Source organism: Cyanobium sp. BA5m-21 (assembly GCF_024346235.1).
Taxonomy (GTDB): Bacteria; Cyanobacteriota; Cyanobacteriia; order PCC-6307; family Cyanobiaceae; genus Cyanobium_A; species Cyanobium_A usitatum.
Window position 1 is genome coordinate 1 of record NZ_JAGQCO010000038.1, and the last position, 21,094, is coordinate 21,094.

A 21,094-nucleotide genomic window follows, 5' to 3' on the forward strand; every position below is an offset into this window, starting at 1 on the left:
AGGCTGGCGCCCACTGCGGGCAGCTCGACAAACACGATGTCGCCGAGCTTGTCAACGGCGAAGGCACTCAGGCCCAGGCGCAGCCTCTCGCCCTCAAGGCGCACATATTCGTGGCTGTCGGCGTAGCGGCAATCACCGGGGATGGGGAGGGCCATCGCGCAGCAGCAAGTTGGGGCCAGTCTGTCGGCACTGGAGTGATATCCAGCGGGGAGATCTGCGTAATCAGACCTGGTGGCCTGCCTGCGCTAGTGCCACCAGAGCCCGCTCCAGGGCGATCTGGGCATGGGCGCGGTGGGTGCCGCCCTGGGCAAACAGCACGTAGGGCTCCCGCAGCGGCGCATCGGCGGAAAACTCACTGGTACTGCCGTCGATGAAGGTGCCGCCCGCCATCACCAGGGCACTGGCGTAGCCGGGCATCGGCGCCGGCACCGGATCGAGGTAGGCGCCCACCGGTGATGCGGCCTGGAAGGCGCGGCAAACGGTTTTGAGCCGCTCGGGATCGCCGAGCCGCACCGCCTGGATTACGTCGCTGCGGGGGGCACCGGGCAGGGGCTGCACCGCATAGCCCAGATCCGAGAACACGGCCGCCACCAGCTCGCTGCAGATCAGGGCCTCAGCCACCATCTGGGGAGCCAGGAAAAGCCCCTGGGCCAGCAGGCGGTTGAGGTCGAAGCTGGTGCCCCCCTCGCCGCCGATGCCTGGGGCCGTGAGCCGGCAGCAGGCCTGCTCCACCAGCTCAGCCCGGCCGGCCACGTAACCGCCGGTGGGGGCGATGGTGCCGCCAAGGTTTTTGATCAAGGAGCCGGCAATCAGATCGGCCCCCACCGCCGTGGGTTCCTGGGCCTCCACCAGCTCGCCGTAGCAGTTGTCGACAAACACCACGCAGCCGGGCTGCAGGGCCTTTACCCGCTCGCAGAGCAGGCCGATCTGGGCCACCGACAGGGACGGCCGCCAGCTGTAGCCGCAACTGCGCTGGATCAGCACCATGCGGGTGGGCAGCGCCAGGGCGTCCTCCAGGCCGTCGAAATCGACCAGGCCGGCGCCGGTGAGCGCCAGCTCGGCGTAGGCGATGCCGAATTCCGCCAGGGAGCCCTGGCCGCTGCCGCGGATGCCAATCACCTCCTCGAGGGTGTCGTAGGGGCGGCCGGTGAGGGCCAGCAGGCGGTCGCCGGGGCGCAGCACACCAAATAACGCCGCTGCTATGGCGTGGGTACCACTGACAAATTGCAGGCGTACGGCCGCGGCTTCCGCCTGCAACACCCGGGCAAACACCCGATCGATTACCTCCCGGCCTTGATCGCCATGGCCATAGCCGCTCACCGAAGCGAAGTGCTGGGTGCCGAGCCGCTCAGCGGCGAAAGCCTCGAGCACCCGGGCCAGCCGCGGCTGCACCTGGCTGGTGTGGTGGGCGGCGGCAGCGGCAGTGGCGGCCACGGCAGCGGCCACCCGCTCGGCGGCCTGACGGGCCAAGGCCTCCGCTACATCCGCCATCTGCCTAGCCCTCAGGGAGTCCCATGTTGCCGGGCGACGCCTAGCTAGATTTCCGCTGCTGCCCAGGCGTGATTCGGGCGAGCACCACCCGGAGAGTTCTTTGGTAGTCAGCACCGATTCGGCCCAAGTTTTGGCTGCGGCCACACCCAGCGCGCTTGAGGATCAGCGCATCCGCGCTGCCGTATCCGAAAGGCGCCAACCCCTGCCGGGCCGCCAGCGCAAGTTCAAGGGGGGCACCACCAGCTTCATGTTGGCGATGCACGTGGGGGCGGTGTTTGCCCTGCTGCCGCGCTTCTGGAGCTGGCAGGCAGTGGTGGTGCTGGCGGTGCTCTATTGGACCACCGTGCTGGGGGTGACCCTGGGGCTGCACCGGATGCTGACCCACCGCAGCTTCAGTGCCCCGCTGTGGCTGGAGCATCTCCTAGTGCTGATGGGAGCCCTGGCCTGCCAGAGCGGCCCGATCGAATGGGTGGGACTGCACCGCCACCACCACAAGTATTCCGACCAACCCAACGACCACCACGACGCGGCCCGGGGCCTGTGGTGGGCCCACAGCGACTGGATGCTGCACGAAATCCCGGCCCTGCAACACGTGGGCCGGCTCACCGGCGACCTGCAGCGCGACCCCTTCTACCGCTGGCTGGATCGCTGGTTTCTGCTGCTGCAGCTGCCGCTCGGCGCCGCTCTCTATTGGTATGGCGAGCTGGCCGGCGCCCATGGCGGCGGCTTAGGCCTGGTGCTCTGGGCGATCCCCCTGCGCCTGGTGATCGTCTATCACGTCACCTGGCTGGTGAATTCCGCCACCCACTTCTGCGGCTACCGCAACTTCAATTCCCCCGACCTTTCGCGCAATTGCTGGTGGGTGGCAATCTTGAGCTTCGGCGAGGGCTGGCACAACAACCACCACGCCTTCCCCCACTCAGCGCGCCACGGCCTGCGCTGGTTTGAGTTCGACATCACCTGGCAGCACATCAAGCTGCTGCGCAAGCTTGGCTGGGCCAAGCGAGTGAGGGAAGCGAGCTACAACCCCTCCTGAGGGCTGGCTGGAGGAGCCTGGAGCTGCTGCCTAATTGCAGCTGCTAAATCCAGTTTTGCCATGGCGCCGGTGGCCGTTAAGCCCATGGCTTTGGCCTGCTGGCGCAGCAGCTCAAGAAACTGATCCGGCTCCAGCTCCGCCTCGCCCGTCGCCCCCAGCCGAGCCAGGGTGCGGCGCAGATCAGGGAGTTCGCTGTCGAGCTCAGCTGCCGAAAAATCGCGCTGACCCGCCATCACCTCGGCAAACCGCTCCCGCCGCTGCCGCTTCTCGACCGGATAGGCAGCCAGCACCGGCTCGCGGCACAAACGCCAGGGCCGCCCCGCCGTGAACAACTGGGCCAGGGCCGCACTCAAGGGCACCGCCTCGGCCGCATCGATACGCAGATCAAAGGCCACCGGCGGCTGGCGCAGACCCACAAACACCTCGAGCAGTTCGCCGGGTCCCAGCACCGGAGCGCCCTCGTCCTGCACGGGCAGGGCAGAGGTTTCCAGGGCCGCTACCAGCTCGGGGCTGTCGGCCAGGCGCTGGCGCAGGCCGTCGCCCAGGCTGCCGCCACGCACCTCGCGGGCCAGCAGCTGATTGATACGACCAAGGGCCAGGAACACCTCCGGGCCGGGGGAGGCCAGCTTGCCGTTGCGCAGCATCGAGAGCTGGGAGTTGTGGACCCGGCCCAGATCGAGGGCCTCAGCCAGGGCCGGCAACACCCGGTGCGACCAGCCGTTGCGCTCATGCCACACCTTGATCAGATGGGCAAAAGCGACCCGGCCCGATAGGAGATCTTCCCGGTACCCCACGCGATATGGATCCGTATTGCTACCATTCTACCGATCAGTACGGAGTCGGTCCGTTATGGCCGCACCAGTTAGTCCCAGCGCACCAGCCACCCAGCGCCTTGCCACCCGCAAGCCCGCCTTCATCAACCAAGGCGTCAGCGGCGAGCGCCGCGCCGAGGCCCTGCACCGGCCGCGCCATGGCAAGGCCGCTAGCGCCAAGGGGTCGAAAACCACCCCCTGGGTCACCATCGGCTTCATGGCCGTCATCCATGTGCTGGCGCTGGTTGCCCTGCTGCCCCAGTTCTGGAGCGTGCCCGCCGTGGCCAGCTTCCTGGTGCTCTATTGGGTCACAGCCTGCCTGGGCGTGACGATTGGCTACCACCGCATGCTCAGCCACCGCGCCTTCCGGGTGCCCCAGTGGCTGGAGCGTTTCTTCGCCACCTGCGGCGCCCTCAGCTGCCAGCACGGCCCCATCGATTGGGTGGGCCTGCACCGCCACCACCACAAGTTTTCCGATACGGAAGTGGATCACCACACCAGCCTCAAGGGCTTCTGGTGGAGCCACATGGCCTGGATGCTCCAGGCCATCCCCGCCATGGCTGCCGTGCCCCGGCTCACCGGCGATATCGCCAAAGATCCCTATTACCGCTGGTTGAACACCAATTTCCTGTTGCTGCAGGCGCCCCTAGCCGCCCTGCTGTTTTGGATCGGCACCGCCACGGGCGCTGGTGGCTGGGCCCTGGTGCTCTGGGGCATCCCCCTGCGCCTTGTCGTTGTGTACCACTGCACCTGGCTGGTGAATTCGGCCACCCACCTTTGGGGCAGCGTTGCCCACGACAGCGGTGATGGCTCCAAGAACAACTGGTGGGTCGCGGCGCTCACCTTCGGCGAGGGCTGGCACAACAACCACCACGCCTTCCCCCACTCAGCGCGCCACGGCTTTGGCCCCCAAATCGATCTCACCTGGCAGCACATCCGCCTGATGCGCTTCCTGGGGCTGGCCAAGCACGTACGCCTGCCCGCAGCTGCTGAGCCTCAGCGGACCTGAGGCCTGATCACCCCCTGATTTAGGGTGTTGGATCAGGTCTTGATCAATCTCCTACTTATTTGCCATGGCTAAGCGCGTTCAAGTCGTCCTCAACGCAGACGTTCTCAGCCTGGGCAAGAACGGTGATCTGGTGGAGGTAGCCCCCGGCTACGCCCGCAACTTCCTGGTTCCCACCGGCAAGGCCCAGCCCGTGACTGCAGCTGTGCTGCGCCAGGTGGAAGCGCGCCGCGCTAAGGAGGCGGAGCGCCAGGCCGCCCTCAAGGCTGAGGCGATCGCCTTCCGCACCGCCCTCGACACGATCGGCCGCTTCACGGTCAAGAAGCAAACCGGCGGCGACGACGTGCTGTTTGGCACCGTCACCAACGGTGACGTGGCCGAAGCGATCGAAGCTGCCACCAAGAAAGAAGTGGATCGCCGCAACATCACGGTGCCCGAAATCCACCGCACCGGCTCCTACAAGGTGCAGGTGAAGCTCCACCCCGAAGTCACCGCCGAGCTCAACCTGGAAGTCGCCAGCTTCTGAAGCCCAGCCCCCGGTTGAAACCCCAGGGATAGGGCAGCTTGTGTGTTGAACCCCCACCGGTAGGGCCCGTGGGGTGGCCAAATTGCGCCGCCGCGCTCAAGATTGCCCTCCTGGCTAAGCGCCCCCAAGATCATGGTGAGCGTTCCCCTCAACCAATCCAGCAGCCGCGAATCCCGTTCAGACGGGCGCTCGGAAGCCCGTTTTGAGGCCCTGCCCGATTCGGTGCCGCCCCAGAACCTGGAGGCAGAAGAGGCCGTGTTAGGCGGCATCCTGCTCGACCCAGACGCCATCGGCCGCATCGCCGACGTGCTGCAGGCAGAGGCCTTTTATCTCGGCGCCCACCGCGAGATCTACCGCACCGCTGTGATGTTGCACAGCCAGGGCAAACCCACCGACCTCACGGCGATGTGCGCCTGGTTGGCGGACACCGGTGCCCTGGAGAAGGTGGGCGGTCAGGGCCGGCTGGTGGAGCTGGTGGAGCGCATCACCTCAACGGCCTCGATCGACCAGGTGGCTCGCCTGGTGATGGACAAGTTTCTGCGGCGCCAGTTAATCCGCTCCGGCAATGAGGTGATTGCCCTGGGCTTTGATCAGAGCAAGCCGATGGAGCAGGTGCTCGATGAGGCCGAGCAAAAGATCTTCGCGATCAGCCAGGAGAAGCCCAGCACAGGCCTCACCCCCACCGCCGAGATCCTCACCAGCACCTTCAACGAGATCGAGAGCCGCTCGCTGGGCACCGCCGTGGCCGGCATCCCCTGCAACTTCTACGACCTCGATGCCATCACCCAGGGCCTGCAGCGCAGCGACCTGATCATCGTGGCCGGCCGGCCGGCGATGGGCAAAACCTCCATCGTGCTCAACATCGCCAAAAACGTCGCCCAGCTGCACCAGCTGCCGGTGTGTGTGTTCTCCCTGGAGATGAGCAAGGAGCAGCTCACCTACCGCCTGCTGTCGATGGAGGTGGGCATCGAAAGCGGCCGGCTGCGCACCGGCCGGCTGCAGCAGGAGGAGTGGCCTCTGCTGGGCCAGGGCATCAATAGCCTGGGCCAGCTGCCCCTTTTCCTCGACGACAAACCCAATTCAGGCGTGCTGGAGATGCGCTCCCTCTGCCGCCGGCTCATGGCCGAAACCGGCAAGGAGCTGGGCCTGATCGTGATCGACTACCTGCAGCTGATGGAGGGCTCCACCCCCGACAACCGGGTGCAGGAGATAAGCCGCATCACCCGGGGCCTCAAGGGCATGGCCCGCGAGCTCAACGTGCCGGTGATCGCCCTATCCCAGCTGAGCCGCGGCGTCGAATCGCGCACCAACAAGCGGCCGATGCTCAGTGACCTGCGCGAATCGGGCTCAATCGAGCAGGACGCTGACTTGGTGCTGATGATCTACCGCGACGAGTACTACAACCCGGAAACCGCAGACCGGGGCATCACCGAAGTGATCGTCACCAAGCACCGCAACGGGCCGGTGGGCACGGTCAAATTGTTATTTGAGCCTCAGTTCACCCGTTTCAGGAATCTGGCTGCATAAGCGGTGCCACCTACGCAAGGCCTCCTAAAAGTAGTGACGGTGCAAACCGGCGATCGCTACCCCGATCTCTGGGTGAGCCGGCTGGCGGCAATGGTGGCCCGGCAGCTGGGCGAACCCCATCGCTTCATCGTCTACACCGACAGGCCCGAACCGGGTCGGTTTGGCCCGCCGCTCGCAAGCCATCAGCAACTAGAGCAACAAGACCTACATGAAGGCAGCCTGCGGGGCTACTTCAGCAAGCTGCGCCTGTTTGATCAGGCCCTCACGGGTAGCGATCCTTTCCTGTTTCTCGACTCCACACTGGTGATCAGGGCCGACCTCGCCCCCCTGGTGGAGCTCGGCCGCAACGCAAGCGCCAGCTTGATGGGCGTGCGCGACTGGAACTACCCGATCCTCAATTCCTCGGTGCTGTGGTGCCGTCCCGACGCCCACATCCAGGCGGTGTGGCAGTGCTGGCAGGAGGGTCGCTACGCCGGAGCACATTTTGCTGGAGACCAGAACTTCATCTTCCGTGTCTTCCAGGAGCTGGCGCCGGCAGCTCTTGCCTACTGGCCTGCGGAGCTGGTGCGCTCCTACAGGGCCCTGCGCAAGCTCGCCAGCCGCGATGCCGCCGCTGCCCAAAGCCAGCTGGAAGCCTGCACCATCCTCAAATTCCACGGCCGGCCCAAGCCCGAGGAAGTGCTGCACCCCTGGCGCCATCCCCGGCGCACGATCCTGCGCCATCCACTCCAGCCCAATCTCTGGGGCTATCTCGCCGGCGAGATCCGCAACCACTGGTACTGAAAAGGCAGGCTTGCCTCTTAAATAAACAAATGCCGTTCAGCACCCCAGCCACCCAGACGTGCGTCGAGCCCCCCACCGAGCACTTCGACTTGATCGTGGTGGGCGGCGGCCACGCCGGCTGTGAGGCCGCCATCACCGCCGCTCGGCTAGGGCTAAACACGGCCCTGTTTTCACTCAACCTCGATCGCATCGCCTGGCAGCCCTGCAACCCGGCGGTGGGCGGTCCGGCCAAGAGCCAGCTGGTGCATGAGGTGGATGCCCTCGGAGGGGTGATCGGCCGGCTGGCCGATGCCACAGCCCTGCAGAAGCGGGTGCTCAATTCCAGCCGCGGCCCCGCTGTGTGGGCCCTGCGCGCCCAAACCGACAAGCGCCAGTACGCCCGCCAGATGCTGCAGCTGCTGCAGCACACACCAAACCTGGCCCTGCGCGAAGCGATGGTGACCGGGCTGGTGGTGGTGGGCACCCCCGGCGAGGACGCCCGCATCAGCGGCATCAGCACCTACTTCGGCAGCAGCTACGGCGCCGCCGCCGTAATCCTCACCACCGGCACCTTCCTGGGCGGGCAGATCTGGGTGGGCAACCAGTCGATGAGCGCCGGCCGGGCAGGAGAGCAGGCGGCCGTTGGCCTCAGCGAAGCCCTCGAGGCGCTGGGCTTCCAGATGGGCCGGCTCAAAACCGGCACCCCAGCCCGGGTAGACCGGCGCAGCATCGCCCTCGACCAACTCGAAGAGCAGCCAAGCGATGCCGTAGATCGCTTCTTCTCCTTTGATCCTGCCTCCTGGGTGAGCGGCGAGCAGATGAGCTGCCACATGACCCGCACCACGGCCGCCACCCACCAGCTGATCCGCGACAACCTGCACCTGACGCCGATCTACGGCGGCTTCATCGACAGCAAGGGGCCCCGCTACTGCCCCTCAATAGAAGACAAAATCGTGCGCTTCGCCGAGAAGGAAAGCCACCAGATCTTTCTCGAACCCGAGGGCCGCGACACGCCTGAGATCTACGTGCAGGGCTTCTCCACCGGCCTGCCGGAGCGGCTGCAGCTCGAACTGCTGCGCACCCTGCCGGGCCTGGAGCAATGCGTGATGCTGCGGCCCGCCTACGCCGTGGACTACGACTACCTGCCCGCTACCCAGCTCAAGCCGTCGCTGGAAACCAAGCGGGTAGCCGGGCTGTTTTGCGCCGGCCAGCTCAACGGCACCACCGGCTACGAGGAAGCCGCGGCCCAGGGCCTGGTGGCTGGCCTCAACGCCGCCCGCCTGGTGCGGGACCAAGAGCCTGTGCACTTCCCCAGAGAGGGCAGCTACATCGGCACCATGATCGATGACCTGATCAGCAAGGATCTGCGCGAGCCCTACCGCGTACTTACCAGCCGCAGTGAATACCGGCTGGTGCTGCGAGGCGACAACGCCGACCGACGCCTCACCCCCCTAGGGCGGGAGCTGGGCCTGATCGACGAGCGGCGCTGGGCCATCTACAACGCCAAACAACAAGCCATCAGCGCCGAAAAACAGCGCCTGGAATCGGTGCGCCTCAAGGGCAGCGACCCGGCTGCCGCCGCCGTGGAGGCCCAGACCCAAGCCCCCATCAAGGGATCAATAACCTTGGCCGACCTGCTGCGCCGCTCCGGCTTCCACAGCAGCGATCTGGTGCGCCTAGGCCTGGCGCCGGTGGAGTTGCCAAGCGACGTGCGTGAGGGCGCTGAGATCGACATCAAATACAGCGGCTACCTGGCCCGCCAGCAGCAGCAGATCGACCAGGTGAAAAAGCAGGAGCACCGAGCCTTACCAGCAGACGTGGATTACGCCACCATTACCACCCTTTCAAAGGAAGCCCGCGAAAAACTCAACTCAATCCAACCCCTCAGCCTGGGCCAGGCCGCGCGCATCCCCGGGGTTAGTCCTGCCGACGTCACGGCCCTGCTGCTTTGGCTTGAGCTACGCAAACGCCAATACTCGTCAAGTCAGAAAAGGGCCGTTAATCTTGAGCCCACTAGATAAGGCACAGCAGGTGAGTCCGGTACGAGGCATACCTACCTCCCGGGCCTACTGGGAGCTCAAGGCAGAGCAGGTGCTCAATCGGGTGTTCGAGCCAGAAAAGCCAATTGAGGTGGAGGTTTGCGTCACACCCGCAGCATTTTCAAATGCCGGCAGCATCCCCGTAGAGCTGCATGATCTGCAGCCAGCCCCAGCCAAACAACCAACTTCCAAACCAAAGCAGGCCTCCGCAAATCGCCGCCAGCCCAGCCTGCTACTGGCAGGAGCCAGTGTGACGGTGATGGTGCTGGCAGGAATGGCCCTGGCCGTGTTCGGCCTCTGGAACCAGAGCCAGCAGGCCATCCGCCAGGAGCGCAACATGCTGCTGATCGAGCGGCTGCGCACCATGGGGCCCGGCACAACCCCAGCCCAAGCAAACGAGCCCGCCCAGGCAGCCAGCGCCGTTGGGGCAGGGGGAGACGGAGAGCTGCCCCCACCGCCTCCAGGCGAACCCTGGATGGAAGAGCTAGCAACCCTGCCAGCCAGCAGCGCCCCAGCAGCCGACGTACTCAAAGTGCCCATCAACAGCCGCCTCACCAGTCCGGCTCCCGCTGCCACCGGCTCTGCCAGCACCCCTGGAGGCAGCGCCTCGAGTGGTGCTGGTAATAGTGGGGGTGGCAATAGTGGCGGTGGTGGCAACGCTCCCCAGCTCGTGGGCGTGGTGCAGGTGCCCGGGCAAAGCGGCTCAGCAATCTTTCAATTGGGCAGTAGCTCTACCAGCGCCGCCGTGGGCGAGAGCATCGGCAGCAGCGGCTGGCGATTGCGCTCAGCCAGTGGTGATACGGCGGTCATTGAGAAGGGCGGCGAGCAGCGCCGCATCAGCATCAGCAGCGGCTTTTGAGCCCAACTCAATCTGCCTTGAATCGAACAAGCGTTATCAGCGTTTGCTTCAACAGTTCGGCAGTAATTGAATCACTGCTTCGCACAATACCGACAAATACAACCATTATCTTAGTAGACAATGGATCTGGAGATGTAGAAATTATCCAAGACTTGGCAAAGACATATAATGCTCAATTAATTAGCAATACAGGCAACTCAGGCTTCGGCAGCGCCTGCAATCAGGGAGCAAGTCTCTGCAATAGCGAATTTGTCTTCTTTATTAATCCAGACAGCATACTGGAGCCCTCAACAATCGCACTGCTGGAATCGGCGGCAGACACCCACCCAAAAGCCTCCTGCTTTAACCCTCGCATCCTTAATGGCCACGGCAAAGATTCATTTAAACGGCGCAGCTGCCTTCTAAAAGCGGAGCAAATTATGCCCCGTGGCACGCCTCTAGAAGCAAGCGAGGTTCCCATACTCTCCGGCGCTGCACTCTTTGCTAGAAAAGAAGCTTTTGATCGCATTGGCGGATTTGATAATAATATTTTTTTGTATCACGAAGACGACGACATTAGCATAAGATTTCGCAAGCAAACGGGCCAAGCTTGGATTATCCCCGAAGCACGAGTTGTGCACCTAAGCGGTCATTCAAGCGGCCGCTCAGCCGCAACGACAGCCCTAAAGGCTTGGCACATGGGACGATCACTTGTTTATACGACTACCAAGCACCATATCAACCACGCTTATCGCAAAGCGCTTTTTTCAGCCTTGAAGCAGTTTTTATCGCCCGTAACAATCTTAAGCAAGCGGAAATTCTGGAAACATCGAGCATTTCTGCAGGGAGTTCTCAGCGCTCGCAAAGACCAAGGCACCTCAAGTCTGCCATGCCCCTATGACATCAAGCGTCCATAAAGAGCATTAATCTTGTGGGCCTCACGCTCTAGCGAATACTGCTCAACCATGCGCTGGCGTCCGTGCTTTCCCATGCGCCACAACAAATCAGGGTCAGCAAGTAGTCTTCTCAATACTATTATCAGTGAATCAGTTGATCCAGTCTCGAAGGATGAGCCCACCTCGTCATCCACAACCTGTGGCCAGATTCCTGCACCGGAAACCAATACTGCACGACCACAGGCCATAGCCTCTAAGGGGGTAAGACCAAAACCCTCAGTGCGAGATGCCGCCACACACAGAAGAATGCGGCGATAGCAGGCCAATACTTGTTCGCGATTGAGGTCACCCAAAAAAACAATGCGCTCGCTAAGACCGGCCGCACTAATTTTTTTCTGCATAATCTCAAAGAAGGCCATATCCTTGGCTTGACATAAACCCGTAAATACAGCCCCAAAATCAGGAAACTCTGGAAGCACCTTAATTAAAGCTTCTACCAATAGATCCGTACCCTTACTTGGCCTGAGCCGACCAAAAGCGCCAACCCAATACAAACCCTGCAATTTAGAAGGGACCACAACCCCTGACAAATCAACAGGCTGACGAAGGGTCGCCAGGCAGTCACCATCGAGAGGGGAGTAGTGGTCAACATCTACTCCATGATAAATGACTTCAGCCGGATAATCAAGGTAAGCTGCCGAACGTTCAGAAGTGGCAATAACGGCATCACAATTCCGCAGCAACGTAGCTAGGAACCTGCCAGGCGGCTTTGGGGCTGCGGAAGTAAAAAGGATTTTCCAAGGCTGTTTTAATAGTTTTTTTAGTACAATTCCGCAAGCTATTTCAATATCTCGCCGGGCATGCCAAACCCGGCAGCGGCCCCGAGATGGTCGCGACCATCCCTGTCTCAACAGCTGTCCCCACCGCACTTGAGCAGGCAAACCCAGCCCGCCCCAATCAAGCAAGCCAATAGATAAATCCTGGCGCTGCAGGGGCACCAGTGCACGCACCGTCGCCGACACCCCTGTGTAACGGCGGTGCAGGTTGGTAACGACTACATCCGGCAATGCAACCGGTCGCTCGGTCGAGCCCAATCCCACTACCAAGACATGAGTACCTAGCCTAATCAACACAGGTCATGAGTCATTCTCATAACAGCGAATCACCTGCAAACCTCGCCGGAGCCGATTTGGCAGCTCAACCTCAGCGATGGCAGCACCGCCGCTGGCGATGGTCTACTGAGCGGCCCCTGGCGCCTGCTGCTACTGGGTGACGGCAGCCCCACCCGGCACCTGGAGTCGCTCACCGGCAAGCCGGTGGAGATCGAGCTGATCGCCATGGCGCCAGAGCCAGCCGGCCCCGGTGCCGGCGCGCCTCCGCCCCCGGAAATCGTGGAGCTCGATGGTCCCCTGCTGCGTCGCCAGGTGTGGCTGCGCTGCGGCGACAAAACCCTGGCCTGGGCAGAGAGCTGGTGGAATCAAAGCCAGGCCGACGCCTACCTGCAGCAGCGGGAGCTGCCGATCTGGCGCAGCCTGACGGCCAAACGGGCTGAACTGTTCCGCGAGGTGGATGGCCTGGCCCTAGTTGCTGCTCCCTGGCTGGAGCAGCGCTTTGGCCTGGCAGGCCCCTTCTGGAGTCGCCACTACCGCTTCTTCCGCGGGGGAAAGGAGCTCACCGTGATTCGGGAGGTGTTCTCGCCAGCCCTTGAGCACTGGCTGGGCCCAGCCAAGCTTTGTCACGATTTACAAACTCAGTAACGGCTTACAGCAATTCGAGGTTGACGGATTGACGCGCCTAGTGCTGTGTCCAGCATGGGGCCACTTGCGCCGGGGAGCCTGGCCATGACTACAAGCCTCTGGTTGAGCCTCACCGACCTCGGCCGCATCTACGGCATATCCGCCGTGCATTGCGGCCGGCTACTCAGCGATGCCGGCCTGCGCCATCAGAACGGTGCCCCCACCAGTACGGCCCTGCAACAGGGCCTGGCCTATCAACACCATCCCCATGCCACCTGCCCCAACGCCGTTTGGAACGGGGAAGGCTGCGCAACCCTGCTGCAGGAGCAAGGTCTGCGGCCCATGGCCGAGCGCAACCTGATCGAGCAGTGGGCAGACCTGCTCAGCGCCCTGGAGCAGGGGTCCCCCTCGATCAACACCTCCGCCGAGGAAATGGCCAGCGACCTACCTGCAAACCTGGTGACTCAGGTGAATCAGGAGCTGCGCCAGCGGGGCTGCAACTTTCAGGTCAGCCCGCAGGATCAACCCAAACGCAGGGCTTCTGCTTGCAGGCGCGCCCGCTCCAGCAGCTCCCGCAACTGATCCTCGTCGGTATGGCTGAGGTTGCTGCGTAGCAGCTTGGCGTGGGGAGCATGGGCGCGCAGGCGCTCAATCACCCGATCTGGCGTGGCTTCCCGCACCAGCAGGCACAGGGCCGCGCTACCGCGGGGCAGGGTCTCGCCCAGCTCGCGCATGAAGCCATCGTTGATGCCGATATCGGAAAGGGAGCCCGAGGCTGCGCCCACGCCCGCTCCCACGGCAGCACCCAGCAGGGGATTGAGAAACAGCAGGCCCACCAAGGTGCCCCAAAAGCCACCGCCTAGGGCGCCAGCAGCGGTGAGATTGATCGCCTGACGCAGGTGCACCTGGCCCTCGCTGTCGAGCTCCACAACCACCGCATCCTCTAGGGCAATCAGCTGCTCACGCTGAATGTCCACCAGCTCGCGCCGCACCTGCTCGGCTTCTTCCGCCTTCGGAAAGCCAACCACCACAAGGCTGCCCATCTTTTAAGTGCATTTGAGTCCAACCTAACCAGCTTGGCGGAGCGGGCCCTCAGCCACCAGCTCGGCGCCTGGTGGAGCGGGGCATGGCCCGGCCCATGAGCTGGGATTGAGATGGGGGTTGGGATTGGGGTTGGGATTGGGGCGCAGTAGACGGCTGCCGCTGCCAACGGGGCAGGGCGAAAGAATCATCTTCGGGCCATTCTTCCGGCTCCCTTTGTTGCGGCTCCCTTTCTTGGCTGGGCTGGCCCTGGGGCGGCTCGGCGCTGCGGCGAGAAATGGCATCAAGGCGGCGGCGCGGCCGGGCCTGGGAGCTGGGCTCAGGGCGAGCCTCCTGCCAGGGCTCGCGCCAGTCGTCCTCGTCTTCCAGGATCCAATCGAGCTTGTTTTCCACCCAACGACCCAGGCCATCGAGCCGGGGCATTCCGGCGGGGCCGGCGGGCCGGCGGCCTTCGCCCCGGTTGCCGCTGCGGGAGCCGGGACGGGCACCGGACACCCCATCTACCAGCTGGCGGCCCGCACTCACCAGGCGCTCTAGGTCTTTCCAAGATTCAGGCATGGCCCCAGGCTAAGGATCCAGCTAGCGACGACGACCCGCCAGCCAGCGCTCCCTGCCCATCCCCACCAAGGCAATGGTGAGACCTCCGAATTCCAGGGTCCAGAGGAAAACGCCCATGGCAGTGCCGTGCTGCCGGGACCTTAGGCCGCCTGCTCAAATCTCAACAGACAACTGGCGTGCCAGCGGCCGCCGTGGAGCCGGTCGCAACAGAAGCGGCAGGCCAAACCCTGCACCCGGCGGCGGTAGGGGGCGCTGACACCGCAATTGGGGCAAGAGGCCAGCCAGCGGGGCGCCCTGGTGCTGGAGGGCAAGGGGTAGCGGTGGCGGATGCTCACCTTGAAGCCAGCCTGGGCGGCGTTGATGGCGGCCATACGGGCTCGGAAGTGGGGGCCATGGGCCTCCTCGACACCCACCACCCGATCAACCCAGGCGTGGATCATTTCGTGGCAGAGAGTGCTGAGGGTGGCTTCCTGCGGCAGGGGATCGAGCAGGGGCCGCGACAGCACGATTTCGCACAGGGGGCGCCCATCGGGATGGCGTCCGCGCCGGTAGAGCCCGGCGGTGCGGCGCATGCGGCCGTCGCTCCAGCGCAGATCCACTAACCGCTGACCAGCCGGCGCCAGGCTGCCTTCAAACCATTCCCGGTCGAGCCGGTGAAACAGCGGCAGCAGAGGCTCAAGGGGCATGCCGCCAAGGAACGCAGGGGCTGGGCGCATTGTGCCGAGCCCAGGCGCCAGGTCTCAAGATGCAAGGCCGTCGGTCAGACTCTGCACCTCTCAAGCGCAGCTGGAATCGAGATGGATTGGGGTATCGCCCGCGAGATCGGCACCAAGGCCCTAGCGGCCGGCGCAGGCTCCCTGCTGCTCTTCTGGACCGTGAACGCCGTGAAGCTGGTGCTCAGCGCCCGCGGCATCAACCCACTGATCAAGCAGTTTTTCACCCAGGTGGCCAGCGGCCAGGTGGACGGCGCCTACATGCTCACCACCAAGAACTACCGCTCCCACGTCAACCGGCAGCAGTTCATCCGCTTTCTGGCAGGACTGCAGCTCAACAAATACCGCAACCTGAAATCCGGCCGGCCCCGGCTTGATGAAGGCCAGCTGATCCTCACGGTGAAGCTCAAAAGCGAGGGCAAAGACGAGCTGCCCCTCGACTTCACCTTCGTCAAAATCGAAGAGCAGTGGCGGGTAGATCGGATCACCAAGCTCGCAGCGGCCTGATTCAGTAGCCGTGAGCTCCGCTCCCCCCAACCAGGCCCGCGCCGGCGAACTGAGGCAGCTGCTGCAAAGAGCCGCCCACGCCTACTACGTGCTGGATGCTCCAGAAATGGAGGATTCGGTCTACGACCGGCTCTACAGAGAGCTGCTGGAGCTGGAAGCAGCCCACCCGGAGCTGATCACCCCAGACAGCCCTAGCCAGCGGGTGGGGGGCGCTCCGGCTGAGGGGTTCAGCAGCGTGGAGCACCGCATCGGCCTGCTCAGCCTCGACAACGCCTTCACCCCAAGCGATTTAGACGCCTGGTATAGCCGGCTGCTCAAGGTGCTCGACCGCACGGGCGATCTCGCCATGGTGGGGGAGCTGAAGATCGACGGCAACGCCCTGGCCCTCAGCTACGAGCAGGGGCTGTTGGTGCAGGCCGCGACCCGGGGCGACGGCGAGCGGGGCGAACAGATCACCGGCAACGTGCGCACCATCGCCTCGGTGCCGCTACGGCTGCAGCTCGAGAACCCACCTGCCTGGGTGGAGGTGCGCGGCGAAGCCCTAATCCCCGATGAAACCTTTGCTGCCATCAACGCCGAGCGGGCTGCCCGCGGCGAGACCCTGTTTGCCAACCCCCGCAACGCCTGCGCCGGCACCCTGCGCCAGCTGGATCCAAAAGTGGTGGCGGCGCGGCGGCTGGATTTCTTCGCCTACACCCTGCACCTGCCTAAAGACACGCCCCAGGGTCCCAGCAGCCAGTGGCAAAGCCTGCAATGGCTGCAGGCCGCAGGCTTCAAGGTGAACCCCAATGCCGAGCTGCTGCCGAATCTGGCGGCGGTGCAAGCCTTCTTCAGCGCCTGGGACACGGGCCGCCGCGCCCTGCCTTACGCCACCGACGGCGTGGTGGTGAAGCTCAACGACCTGCGCCTCCAGGACGCCGCCGGCTTCACCCAAAAGGCGCCTCGCTGGGCGATCGCCCTGAAATACGCCGCCGAGGAGGCGCCGAGCATCTTGCTGCGGCTGGCCTGCCAGGTGGGGCGCACCGGGGTGGTAACTCCCGTGGCCGAATTTGAGCCGGTGCCCCTGGCCGGCACCACCGTGAGCCGAGCCACCCTGCACAACGCCGATCGCCTGGCCGAGCTGGATCTGCACGCCGGCGACACGATCGTGGTGCGCAAGGCCGGCGAGATCATCCCCGAGGTGGTGCGGGTTCTGAGCGAGCTGCGCCCAGCGGGAGCCGTGAGGCTGGAGCTGCCCCAGGTATGCCCCGAGTGCGGCTCGGAGCTGGTGCGGGAGCAAGGCGAAGCGGCCACCCACTGCGTCAATTCCAGCTGCCCGGCGATCCTGCGCGGCGCCCTGCGCCACTGGGTGAGCAAGGGGGCCCTGGATGTGGATGGCCTGGGAGCCAAGCTGATCGAGCAGCTGGTGGATCGGGGTCTGGTGGGCTCAATCGCCGACCTCTATGGCCTCGATGCGGCCCTGCTGGCCAGCCTGGAGCGGATGGGAACCAAGAGCGCCGACAACCTGGTGGCTGCCCTGGCGGCATCCAAACAGCAAGCGTGGCACCGCCAGCTCTACGGCCTGGGCATCCACCACGTGGGCGAGGTCAACGCCAAAGCCCTGGCCAAGGCCTTCCCTAGTGCTGCTGATCTGGCAACCGCCACGGCCAGCACACCCGAGTCGATCACCGCCGTGTTCGGCATTGGCGGTGAAATAGCCCAATCGCTGCAGCAGTGGTTTGCCACTCCTGCAAACCAGCTGCTGCTGCGGGCGCTGGAGCAGCTGGGCTTCCCGCTGGCAGCCGGGCCCGAGGAGCCTGGAGCTATTTCCGAAACGTCCCTAACCGGGCAGACTTTTGTGCTCACAGGCAGCCTGCCAACTATGAGCCGCAGCGCCGCCCAGGCCCTGATCGAGGCGGCCGGCGGCAAGGTGAGCGGCTCGGTGAGCAAGAAAACCAGCTTCGTAGTGGCCGGCGAGGAAGCGGGTAGCAAACTAAGCAAGGCCGAGAGCTTGGGGGTGGCGGTGCTGGATGAAGCTGGACTGCTGGAGCTGCTTAAGGCTGGATCTGGTTAAGGCTGGAGCAAAGCGATCACCTCAGCCATGGATCCCTCCTCATCGCCATCGAGGGTTTCCTTCACCTCAATGAGCTGCCTGCATAACTGCACGATCTGACTTTTTAGCGAAGCTTCCAGCAACGCAAGCCGTTGTATTGCCAGCCTGAAATCATCGCGATTTGGCACAGGCTTCCAGGCCAGATCATGGGCGATCTCATCAACTTGCAAGGCTCCACCTGTAAATCGGCCCGCCAGGTAGTGGGCAATTAATTCCTTTTCGCGCCGCTGCAAAACCCCATCGGCACGCCCCACATATAAAAGAACAGCCAATTCATCTTGGTGGCTTTGATAGAGGCGCTCAAGCTGTCCCTGCTGACTAGCAGCATGGCTGGCCTCAAGAAAGGCGGGCAGATCATCGATCCGCTGGCCACTCTCCAAATCCAGACAGCCCTGCAGAGACTGGCTATTGAACTCCAGGAATCGCTTCAGTAGCTGACAGTGGGCGCCGAGAATTGCCTGATCTCCCTGCTTGCTGAGGCGATAGCGCTTAACGCGGATCTCGCCCCTCAAAGTTGTGCCATCCACCTGCAGGTGATCAACCTCCAGCAAAAGGTTGATCGGTCGATCCGGCTGCCATTGCCCTAAATCGAATGAAGTTGGCGCAGCAAAAGTTTTCTCAGCTGGGGGTTGCCCGCCTCGGGGCCGGCGGAGTGAACTCCGAGCACCCTGTAGCCACAAAAGCAAGTCGATGGCCCTAGCCCCAAGCAGGAAAAGGTTATCGGCAAAGATTAGGGATCAGAAATCGCTTCGGCGGGCCGCAACGCATCGCCGCCACAGCGAACGCAAAAGCGGTGCTGGCCCGTTTGGCGGCAACCGCACTTGCCGCATACCTGCTGCACAGGCGCCACATTGCGCCCGTCGGCAACCCCATCGCGCAAATCAAGCTCGGTCACCTTCTCCAGCAGCTGGGCTTCGCTCAGCAGTCCTCCAGCCGCCAAGCATTGCCTCATCGCCTCAACGATCAGGGCAAGGCGCTGCATGCGCTCCTCCACCCCCACTAGATAGGCAGTGAGGACCTCCGGCGAGCCGCTCTGACTTAGATCCGGGGGCTGGGGGGCTCGATCGATAGCCAGCCAATCCCAGGCGCTGGGTTGCGGGGGTTCCATCAACTGTGAGTGCTCTACCCACTTAAGGCGACCAAGCGATCCACAGCTCCCGTAAGGGGCACGCCCGGCAAGATGGACCCATGGAACATCCCCAGCCGCAGGCCTACCGCTGGATCAAAACGGAGTGCGGCCGCGCCAAATACGCCGAGCTGGCTGCACGTCAAGGGACGCTGGCAAAGCTGCGGCTGGCTTGGTTTGTGTTGATCGCAGCGGTGCGGGATTGGCGGCTAACAACGTGAACTCGCCCCGGAGTTAAGAGATAGCCAAGAAGGTAAAGGCTTGCTTAAAGCCCTACGCCTAAAGCGGATGCAAAGACTCAGCGCATGTATTGCCCAATACGAGATGAGGTATGGCGCCAAACTTCAGGCCCCTAATAAACAAACTGATAACCACCCCTTAACTCCCTGCGGGGTCAAAGGTTGGCAAGGTTGTGGAATCTGATTCAACTCAGCGTGGCACTAGTCTTCAATCTTCTTGACCCGGCGGCAGTTGCAGTTGAGGGTGTTCTCTCTCTCGCAAGCTTTGGAGCGAATGCGGAAATCTCCGCTTACAGCTCTAAGTCTGGCTACCTATACACAGTGGGTGGCGGATCTGGTGCCCTTGTAGTCAGCGATCTGCGCAATCCGGCCAGCCCTGTAGCTGTGGCTCGCGGCACCTCCGACGTCGTTGGTGAAACCTTCCAGAGTGTGGCGGTTTTCGGCAATCTGCTCGCCGTTGCTGTCCAGAACGTAGTCAAGACAGATCCTGGCTTTGTTCAGTTCTACGACCTGACCAATCCCTCGCTTCCGACCCTGCTCAGCACCCTCACCGTGGGCGCCCTGCCCGACCAAGTGAAGTTCAGTGCCGACGGCCGCAAGCTGCTGGTCACCAATGAGGGTGAGCCCAATACCGCATACACCATCGATCCGGTCGGTTCGATCTCCGTGATCGATACCGCGGCCTATCTGCTGGCAGTTCCTGCGGCTCCGGCCCAGGTGAATGTACAGACGATCGACTTCAGTGCCTGGAACAACCGCAAGGCTGAACTGATCAACCGCGGCATCCGCATCACGGGGAAAGCGGGGGTCACCACCACGCTGGCCCAAGACATCGAGCCCGAAGCGATCGCGATCGCGGCCGATGGCAAAACGGCATATGTGTCGCTGCAGGAAAACAATGGGATCGCCGTCCTAGACATCAGCACGGCAACGCCAAAGATCACTTCGATCTTCTCGGCAGGCATCCAAGATTGGGATCGCGGCACTGCTAGCGCCAAGAATTACTCCTATACCCTCTCCTACGCACCGGGGAACGAAAACCTCCCCAGCGGCGCTCAGGCTGGCGGGCTCTCCGGCCTGTTCTTTGCTGGCACCGAAACGGTCGGCACCGCAACGCTCGACATCTATTACTCGGTGACGGACCGTGGCCCAAACGGGGCGCTGGTTGCCGGCAAACGACAGTTTCTCGATCCCGACTTCCAGCCCACCATCTACAAGCTGGGCATGGATCGCGCCACTGGCGCCGTGAGCGAGCTGGGCAAGATCGGCCTCAAACGTGCCGACGGCACTCCGCTGACCGGCCTGCCGCAGCTGCAGGGCAAGGACGATATCCCCATCGATACGGCCAACCAGAACCTCGCCTACGACGCCTTCGGCATCGATTCGGAAACCGTCTCAATCTTCACCGCCAGCTTCGGTGGGGTATCGCGGAAGGTTTTCGCCGTCGGCGATGAATACCGCGGCCAAATTGGCATCTTTGATTTCAGTACGGGCAATCTGATCCAGCGCTATATCCCCTCCGGCCAGAAAGCTCTGCTTCAGGCTCAGCACGGCAGTGTGATCGGCGCTGAAACAATCGACAGCCTGCCCGCCATCTATGGCAACCGCTGGAGCAACCGCGGCATCGAAGGCATGGCCTTCAACAGCAAGGACGGCCTGCTGTATGCGTTCATGCAGAGCCCCTTCGATATCGACAGCAATAACGATGGTGTTGCAGCCGAGCGCAGTCCTTCGCAACTCACCCGCATCCTGGCGATCGATCCCGCCACCGGCACCCCGGTCAAGGAGCATCTCTACCTGCTGAGCGGCCGCCCCGGTCAGGACAAGATTGGCGACGTTACCTACGACGCTGTCCGCAACGTGTTCCTGGTGATGGAGCGCGACAGCAGCCGCGCCCTGAACGGCTTCAAGAGCGTGTACGAGGTGGATCTGCGCGGTGCCACCAATACCCTGCCCCTCACCCTCGGCAGCCAGGTGAGCGAGGCCGCCCTTCCCTCCCAGACGTTCATGGTCGGAACGGAAGGCCGCGCCGTATTCCGCGAAGTCATTGATGCCGGCGAACAGGGCAACAACGGCTATCGCTTCAACGGCATCCCCGATGGCATTGGCGTTACCGACAACGGTGATGGCACCCTGCGGGTGCTGGTGA

22 protein-coding genes and 1 pseudogene are annotated in these 21,094 nt (G+C 63.4%); 14 read left to right on the plus strand and 9 right to left on the minus strand.

All coding sequences use genetic code 11. From position 1 onward, the window contains the following. A pseudogene (locus KBY72_RS10945) lies at positions 1-155 on the minus strand (glycine cleavage system protein H); the annotation flags it as partial. Positions 156-222: 67 nt separating this feature from the next. Beyond that, positions 223-1,491 (minus strand): aminotransferase class I/II-fold pyridoxal phosphate-dependent enzyme, encoded by a 1,269-nt coding sequence (locus KBY72_RS10950; protein WP_254993609.1) that lies wholly within the window; start codon positions 1,489-1,491, stop codon positions 223-225. Between the two features lie 130 nt (positions 1,492-1,621). On the opposite strand from KBY72_RS10950, the gene KBY72_RS10955 reads away from it, so the two are divergent. Then, positions 1,622-2,527, plus strand: coding sequence for an acyl-CoA desaturase (locus tag KBY72_RS10955; protein ID WP_254960741.1), 906 nt, complete (start codon positions 1,622-1,624; stop codon positions 2,525-2,527). Here KBY72_RS10955 and KBY72_RS10960 read toward each other — a convergent pair. Continuing rightward, complete coding sequence (locus KBY72_RS10960; RefSeq protein WP_254960706.1) at positions 2,512-3,321, minus strand: hypothetical protein; 810 nt, start codon at positions 3,319-3,321, stop codon at positions 2,512-2,514. The two genes, KBY72_RS10955 and KBY72_RS10960, sit on opposite strands and share 16 nt — an antisense overlap. 55 nt (positions 3,322-3,376) lie before the next feature. On the opposite strand from KBY72_RS10960, the gene KBY72_RS10965 reads away from it, so the two are divergent. From KBY72_RS10965 to KBY72_RS10995, 7 genes are all read left to right on the plus strand, one after another. Further along, a complete protein-coding gene (locus KBY72_RS10965) occupies positions 3,377-4,348 on the plus strand; it encodes an acyl-CoA desaturase (protein WP_254960708.1) in 972 nt (323 codons plus the stop codon). 64 nt (positions 4,349-4,412) lie between these two features. Next, positions 4,413-4,871: a 50S ribosomal protein L9 gene (rplI, locus tag KBY72_RS10970; protein ID WP_254960710.1), complete on the plus strand. Its 459-nt coding sequence runs from the start codon at positions 4,413-4,415 to the stop codon at positions 4,869-4,871. Positions 4,872-5,003: 132 nt separating this feature from the next. After that, complete coding sequence (gene dnaB, locus KBY72_RS10975) at positions 5,004-6,398, plus strand: replicative DNA helicase (protein ID WP_254993610.1); 1,395 nt, start codon at positions 5,004-5,006, stop codon at positions 6,396-6,398. Between the two features lie 33 nt (positions 6,399-6,431). After that, positions 6,432-7,181: a hypothetical protein gene (locus KBY72_RS10980; RefSeq protein ID WP_254960714.1), complete on the plus strand. Its 750-nt coding sequence runs from the start codon at positions 6,432-6,434 to the stop codon at positions 7,179-7,181. Positions 7,182-7,210: 29 nt separating this feature from the next. Beyond that, entirely contained in the window at positions 7,211-9,181 is a 1,971-nt protein-coding gene (gene mnmG / locus KBY72_RS10985) for a tRNA uridine-5-carboxymethylaminomethyl(34) synthesis enzyme MnmG (protein ID WP_254960716.1), read from the plus strand. Positions 9,182-9,191: 10 nt separating this feature from the next. Continuing rightward, positions 9,192-10,058 (plus strand): hypothetical protein, encoded by an 867-nt coding sequence (locus KBY72_RS10990; protein WP_254993611.1) that lies wholly within the window; start codon positions 9,192-9,194, stop codon positions 10,056-10,058. A 17-nt stretch (positions 10,059-10,075) separates the two neighbouring features. Continuing rightward, complete coding sequence (locus KBY72_RS10995; RefSeq protein WP_254960719.1) at positions 10,076-10,954, plus strand: glycosyltransferase family 2 protein; 879 nt, start codon at positions 10,076-10,078, stop codon at positions 10,952-10,954. Here KBY72_RS10995 and KBY72_RS11000 read toward each other — a convergent pair. Continuing rightward, positions 10,933-12,027 (minus strand): glycosyltransferase family 4 protein, encoded by a 1,095-nt coding sequence (locus tag KBY72_RS11000; RefSeq protein ID WP_254993612.1) that lies wholly within the window; start codon positions 12,025-12,027, stop codon positions 10,933-10,935. The genes KBY72_RS10995 and KBY72_RS11000 overlap by 22 nt on opposite strands. A 72-nt stretch (positions 12,028-12,099) precedes the next feature. Here KBY72_RS11000 and KBY72_RS11005 point away from each other — a divergent pair, with 72 nt between their 5' ends. Next, positions 12,100-12,690: a chorismate lyase gene (locus KBY72_RS11005; protein WP_396121820.1), complete on the plus strand. Its 591-nt coding sequence runs from the start codon at positions 12,100-12,102 to the stop codon at positions 12,688-12,690. Between the two features lie 84 nt (positions 12,691-12,774). Next, positions 12,775-13,251 (plus strand): hypothetical protein, encoded by a 477-nt coding sequence (locus KBY72_RS11010; RefSeq protein ID WP_254993614.1) that lies wholly within the window; start codon positions 12,775-12,777, stop codon positions 13,249-13,251. On the opposite strand, the gene KBY72_RS11015 is transcribed toward KBY72_RS11010, so the two are convergent. The 3 genes from KBY72_RS11015 to KBY72_RS11025 form a co-directional block, all read right to left on the minus strand. Then, positions 13,191-13,712, minus strand: coding sequence for a DUF1269 domain-containing protein (locus KBY72_RS11015; protein WP_254960723.1), 522 nt, complete (start codon positions 13,710-13,712; stop codon positions 13,191-13,193). The genes KBY72_RS11010 and KBY72_RS11015 overlap by 61 nt on opposite strands. A 49-nt stretch (positions 13,713-13,761) precedes the next feature. Then, positions 13,762-14,268: a hypothetical protein gene (locus KBY72_RS11020; RefSeq protein ID WP_254993615.1), complete on the minus strand. Its 507-nt coding sequence runs from the start codon at positions 14,266-14,268 to the stop codon at positions 13,762-13,764. Positions 14,269-14,408: 140 nt separating this feature from the next. After that, complete coding sequence (locus KBY72_RS11025; protein WP_254960726.1) at positions 14,409-14,954, minus strand: SprT family zinc-dependent metalloprotease; 546 nt, start codon at positions 14,952-14,954, stop codon at positions 14,409-14,411. 111 nt (positions 14,955-15,065) lie between these two features. Between KBY72_RS11025 and KBY72_RS11030 the strand changes: the two genes are divergently transcribed. Next, the gene (locus KBY72_RS11030) at positions 15,066-15,488 is read left to right on the plus strand and encodes a hypothetical protein (RefSeq protein ID WP_254942972.1); all 423 of its coding nucleotides are present in this window, start codon (positions 15,066-15,068) and stop codon (positions 15,486-15,488) included. Positions 15,489-15,498: 10 nt separating this feature from the next. Next, entirely contained in the window at positions 15,499-17,541 is a 2,043-nt protein-coding gene (ligA, locus tag KBY72_RS11035; RefSeq protein WP_254993616.1) for an NAD-dependent DNA ligase LigA, read from the plus strand. Here the strand turns inward: ligA and KBY72_RS11040 are convergent. Further along, positions 17,538-18,131, minus strand: coding sequence for a TerB family tellurite resistance protein (locus KBY72_RS11040; protein ID WP_254960729.1), 594 nt, complete (start codon positions 18,129-18,131; stop codon positions 17,538-17,540). The genes ligA and KBY72_RS11040 overlap by 4 nt on opposite strands. 179 nt (positions 18,132-18,310) lie before the next feature. Beyond that, positions 18,311-18,688 carry a hypothetical protein gene (locus tag KBY72_RS11045; RefSeq protein ID WP_254960731.1) on the minus strand — a complete coding sequence of 126 codons (378 nt, stop codon included), beginning with the start codon at positions 18,686-18,688 and terminating at the stop codon, positions 18,311-18,313. A gap of 80 nt (positions 18,689-18,768) precedes the next feature. On the opposite strand from KBY72_RS11045, the gene KBY72_RS11050 reads away from it, so the two are divergent. Both KBY72_RS11050 and KBY72_RS11055 read left to right on the plus strand, forming a co-directional pair. Then, the gene (locus KBY72_RS11050) at positions 18,769-18,927 is read left to right on the plus strand and encodes a hypothetical protein (RefSeq protein ID WP_254960732.1); all 159 of its coding nucleotides are present in this window, start codon (positions 18,769-18,771) and stop codon (positions 18,925-18,927) included. A 339-nt stretch (positions 18,928-19,266) separates the two neighbouring features. Then, on the plus strand, positions 19,267-21,094 hold a 1,828-nt coding region (locus tag KBY72_RS11055; RefSeq protein ID WP_254993618.1), incomplete at its 3' end, for a choice-of-anchor I domain-containing protein.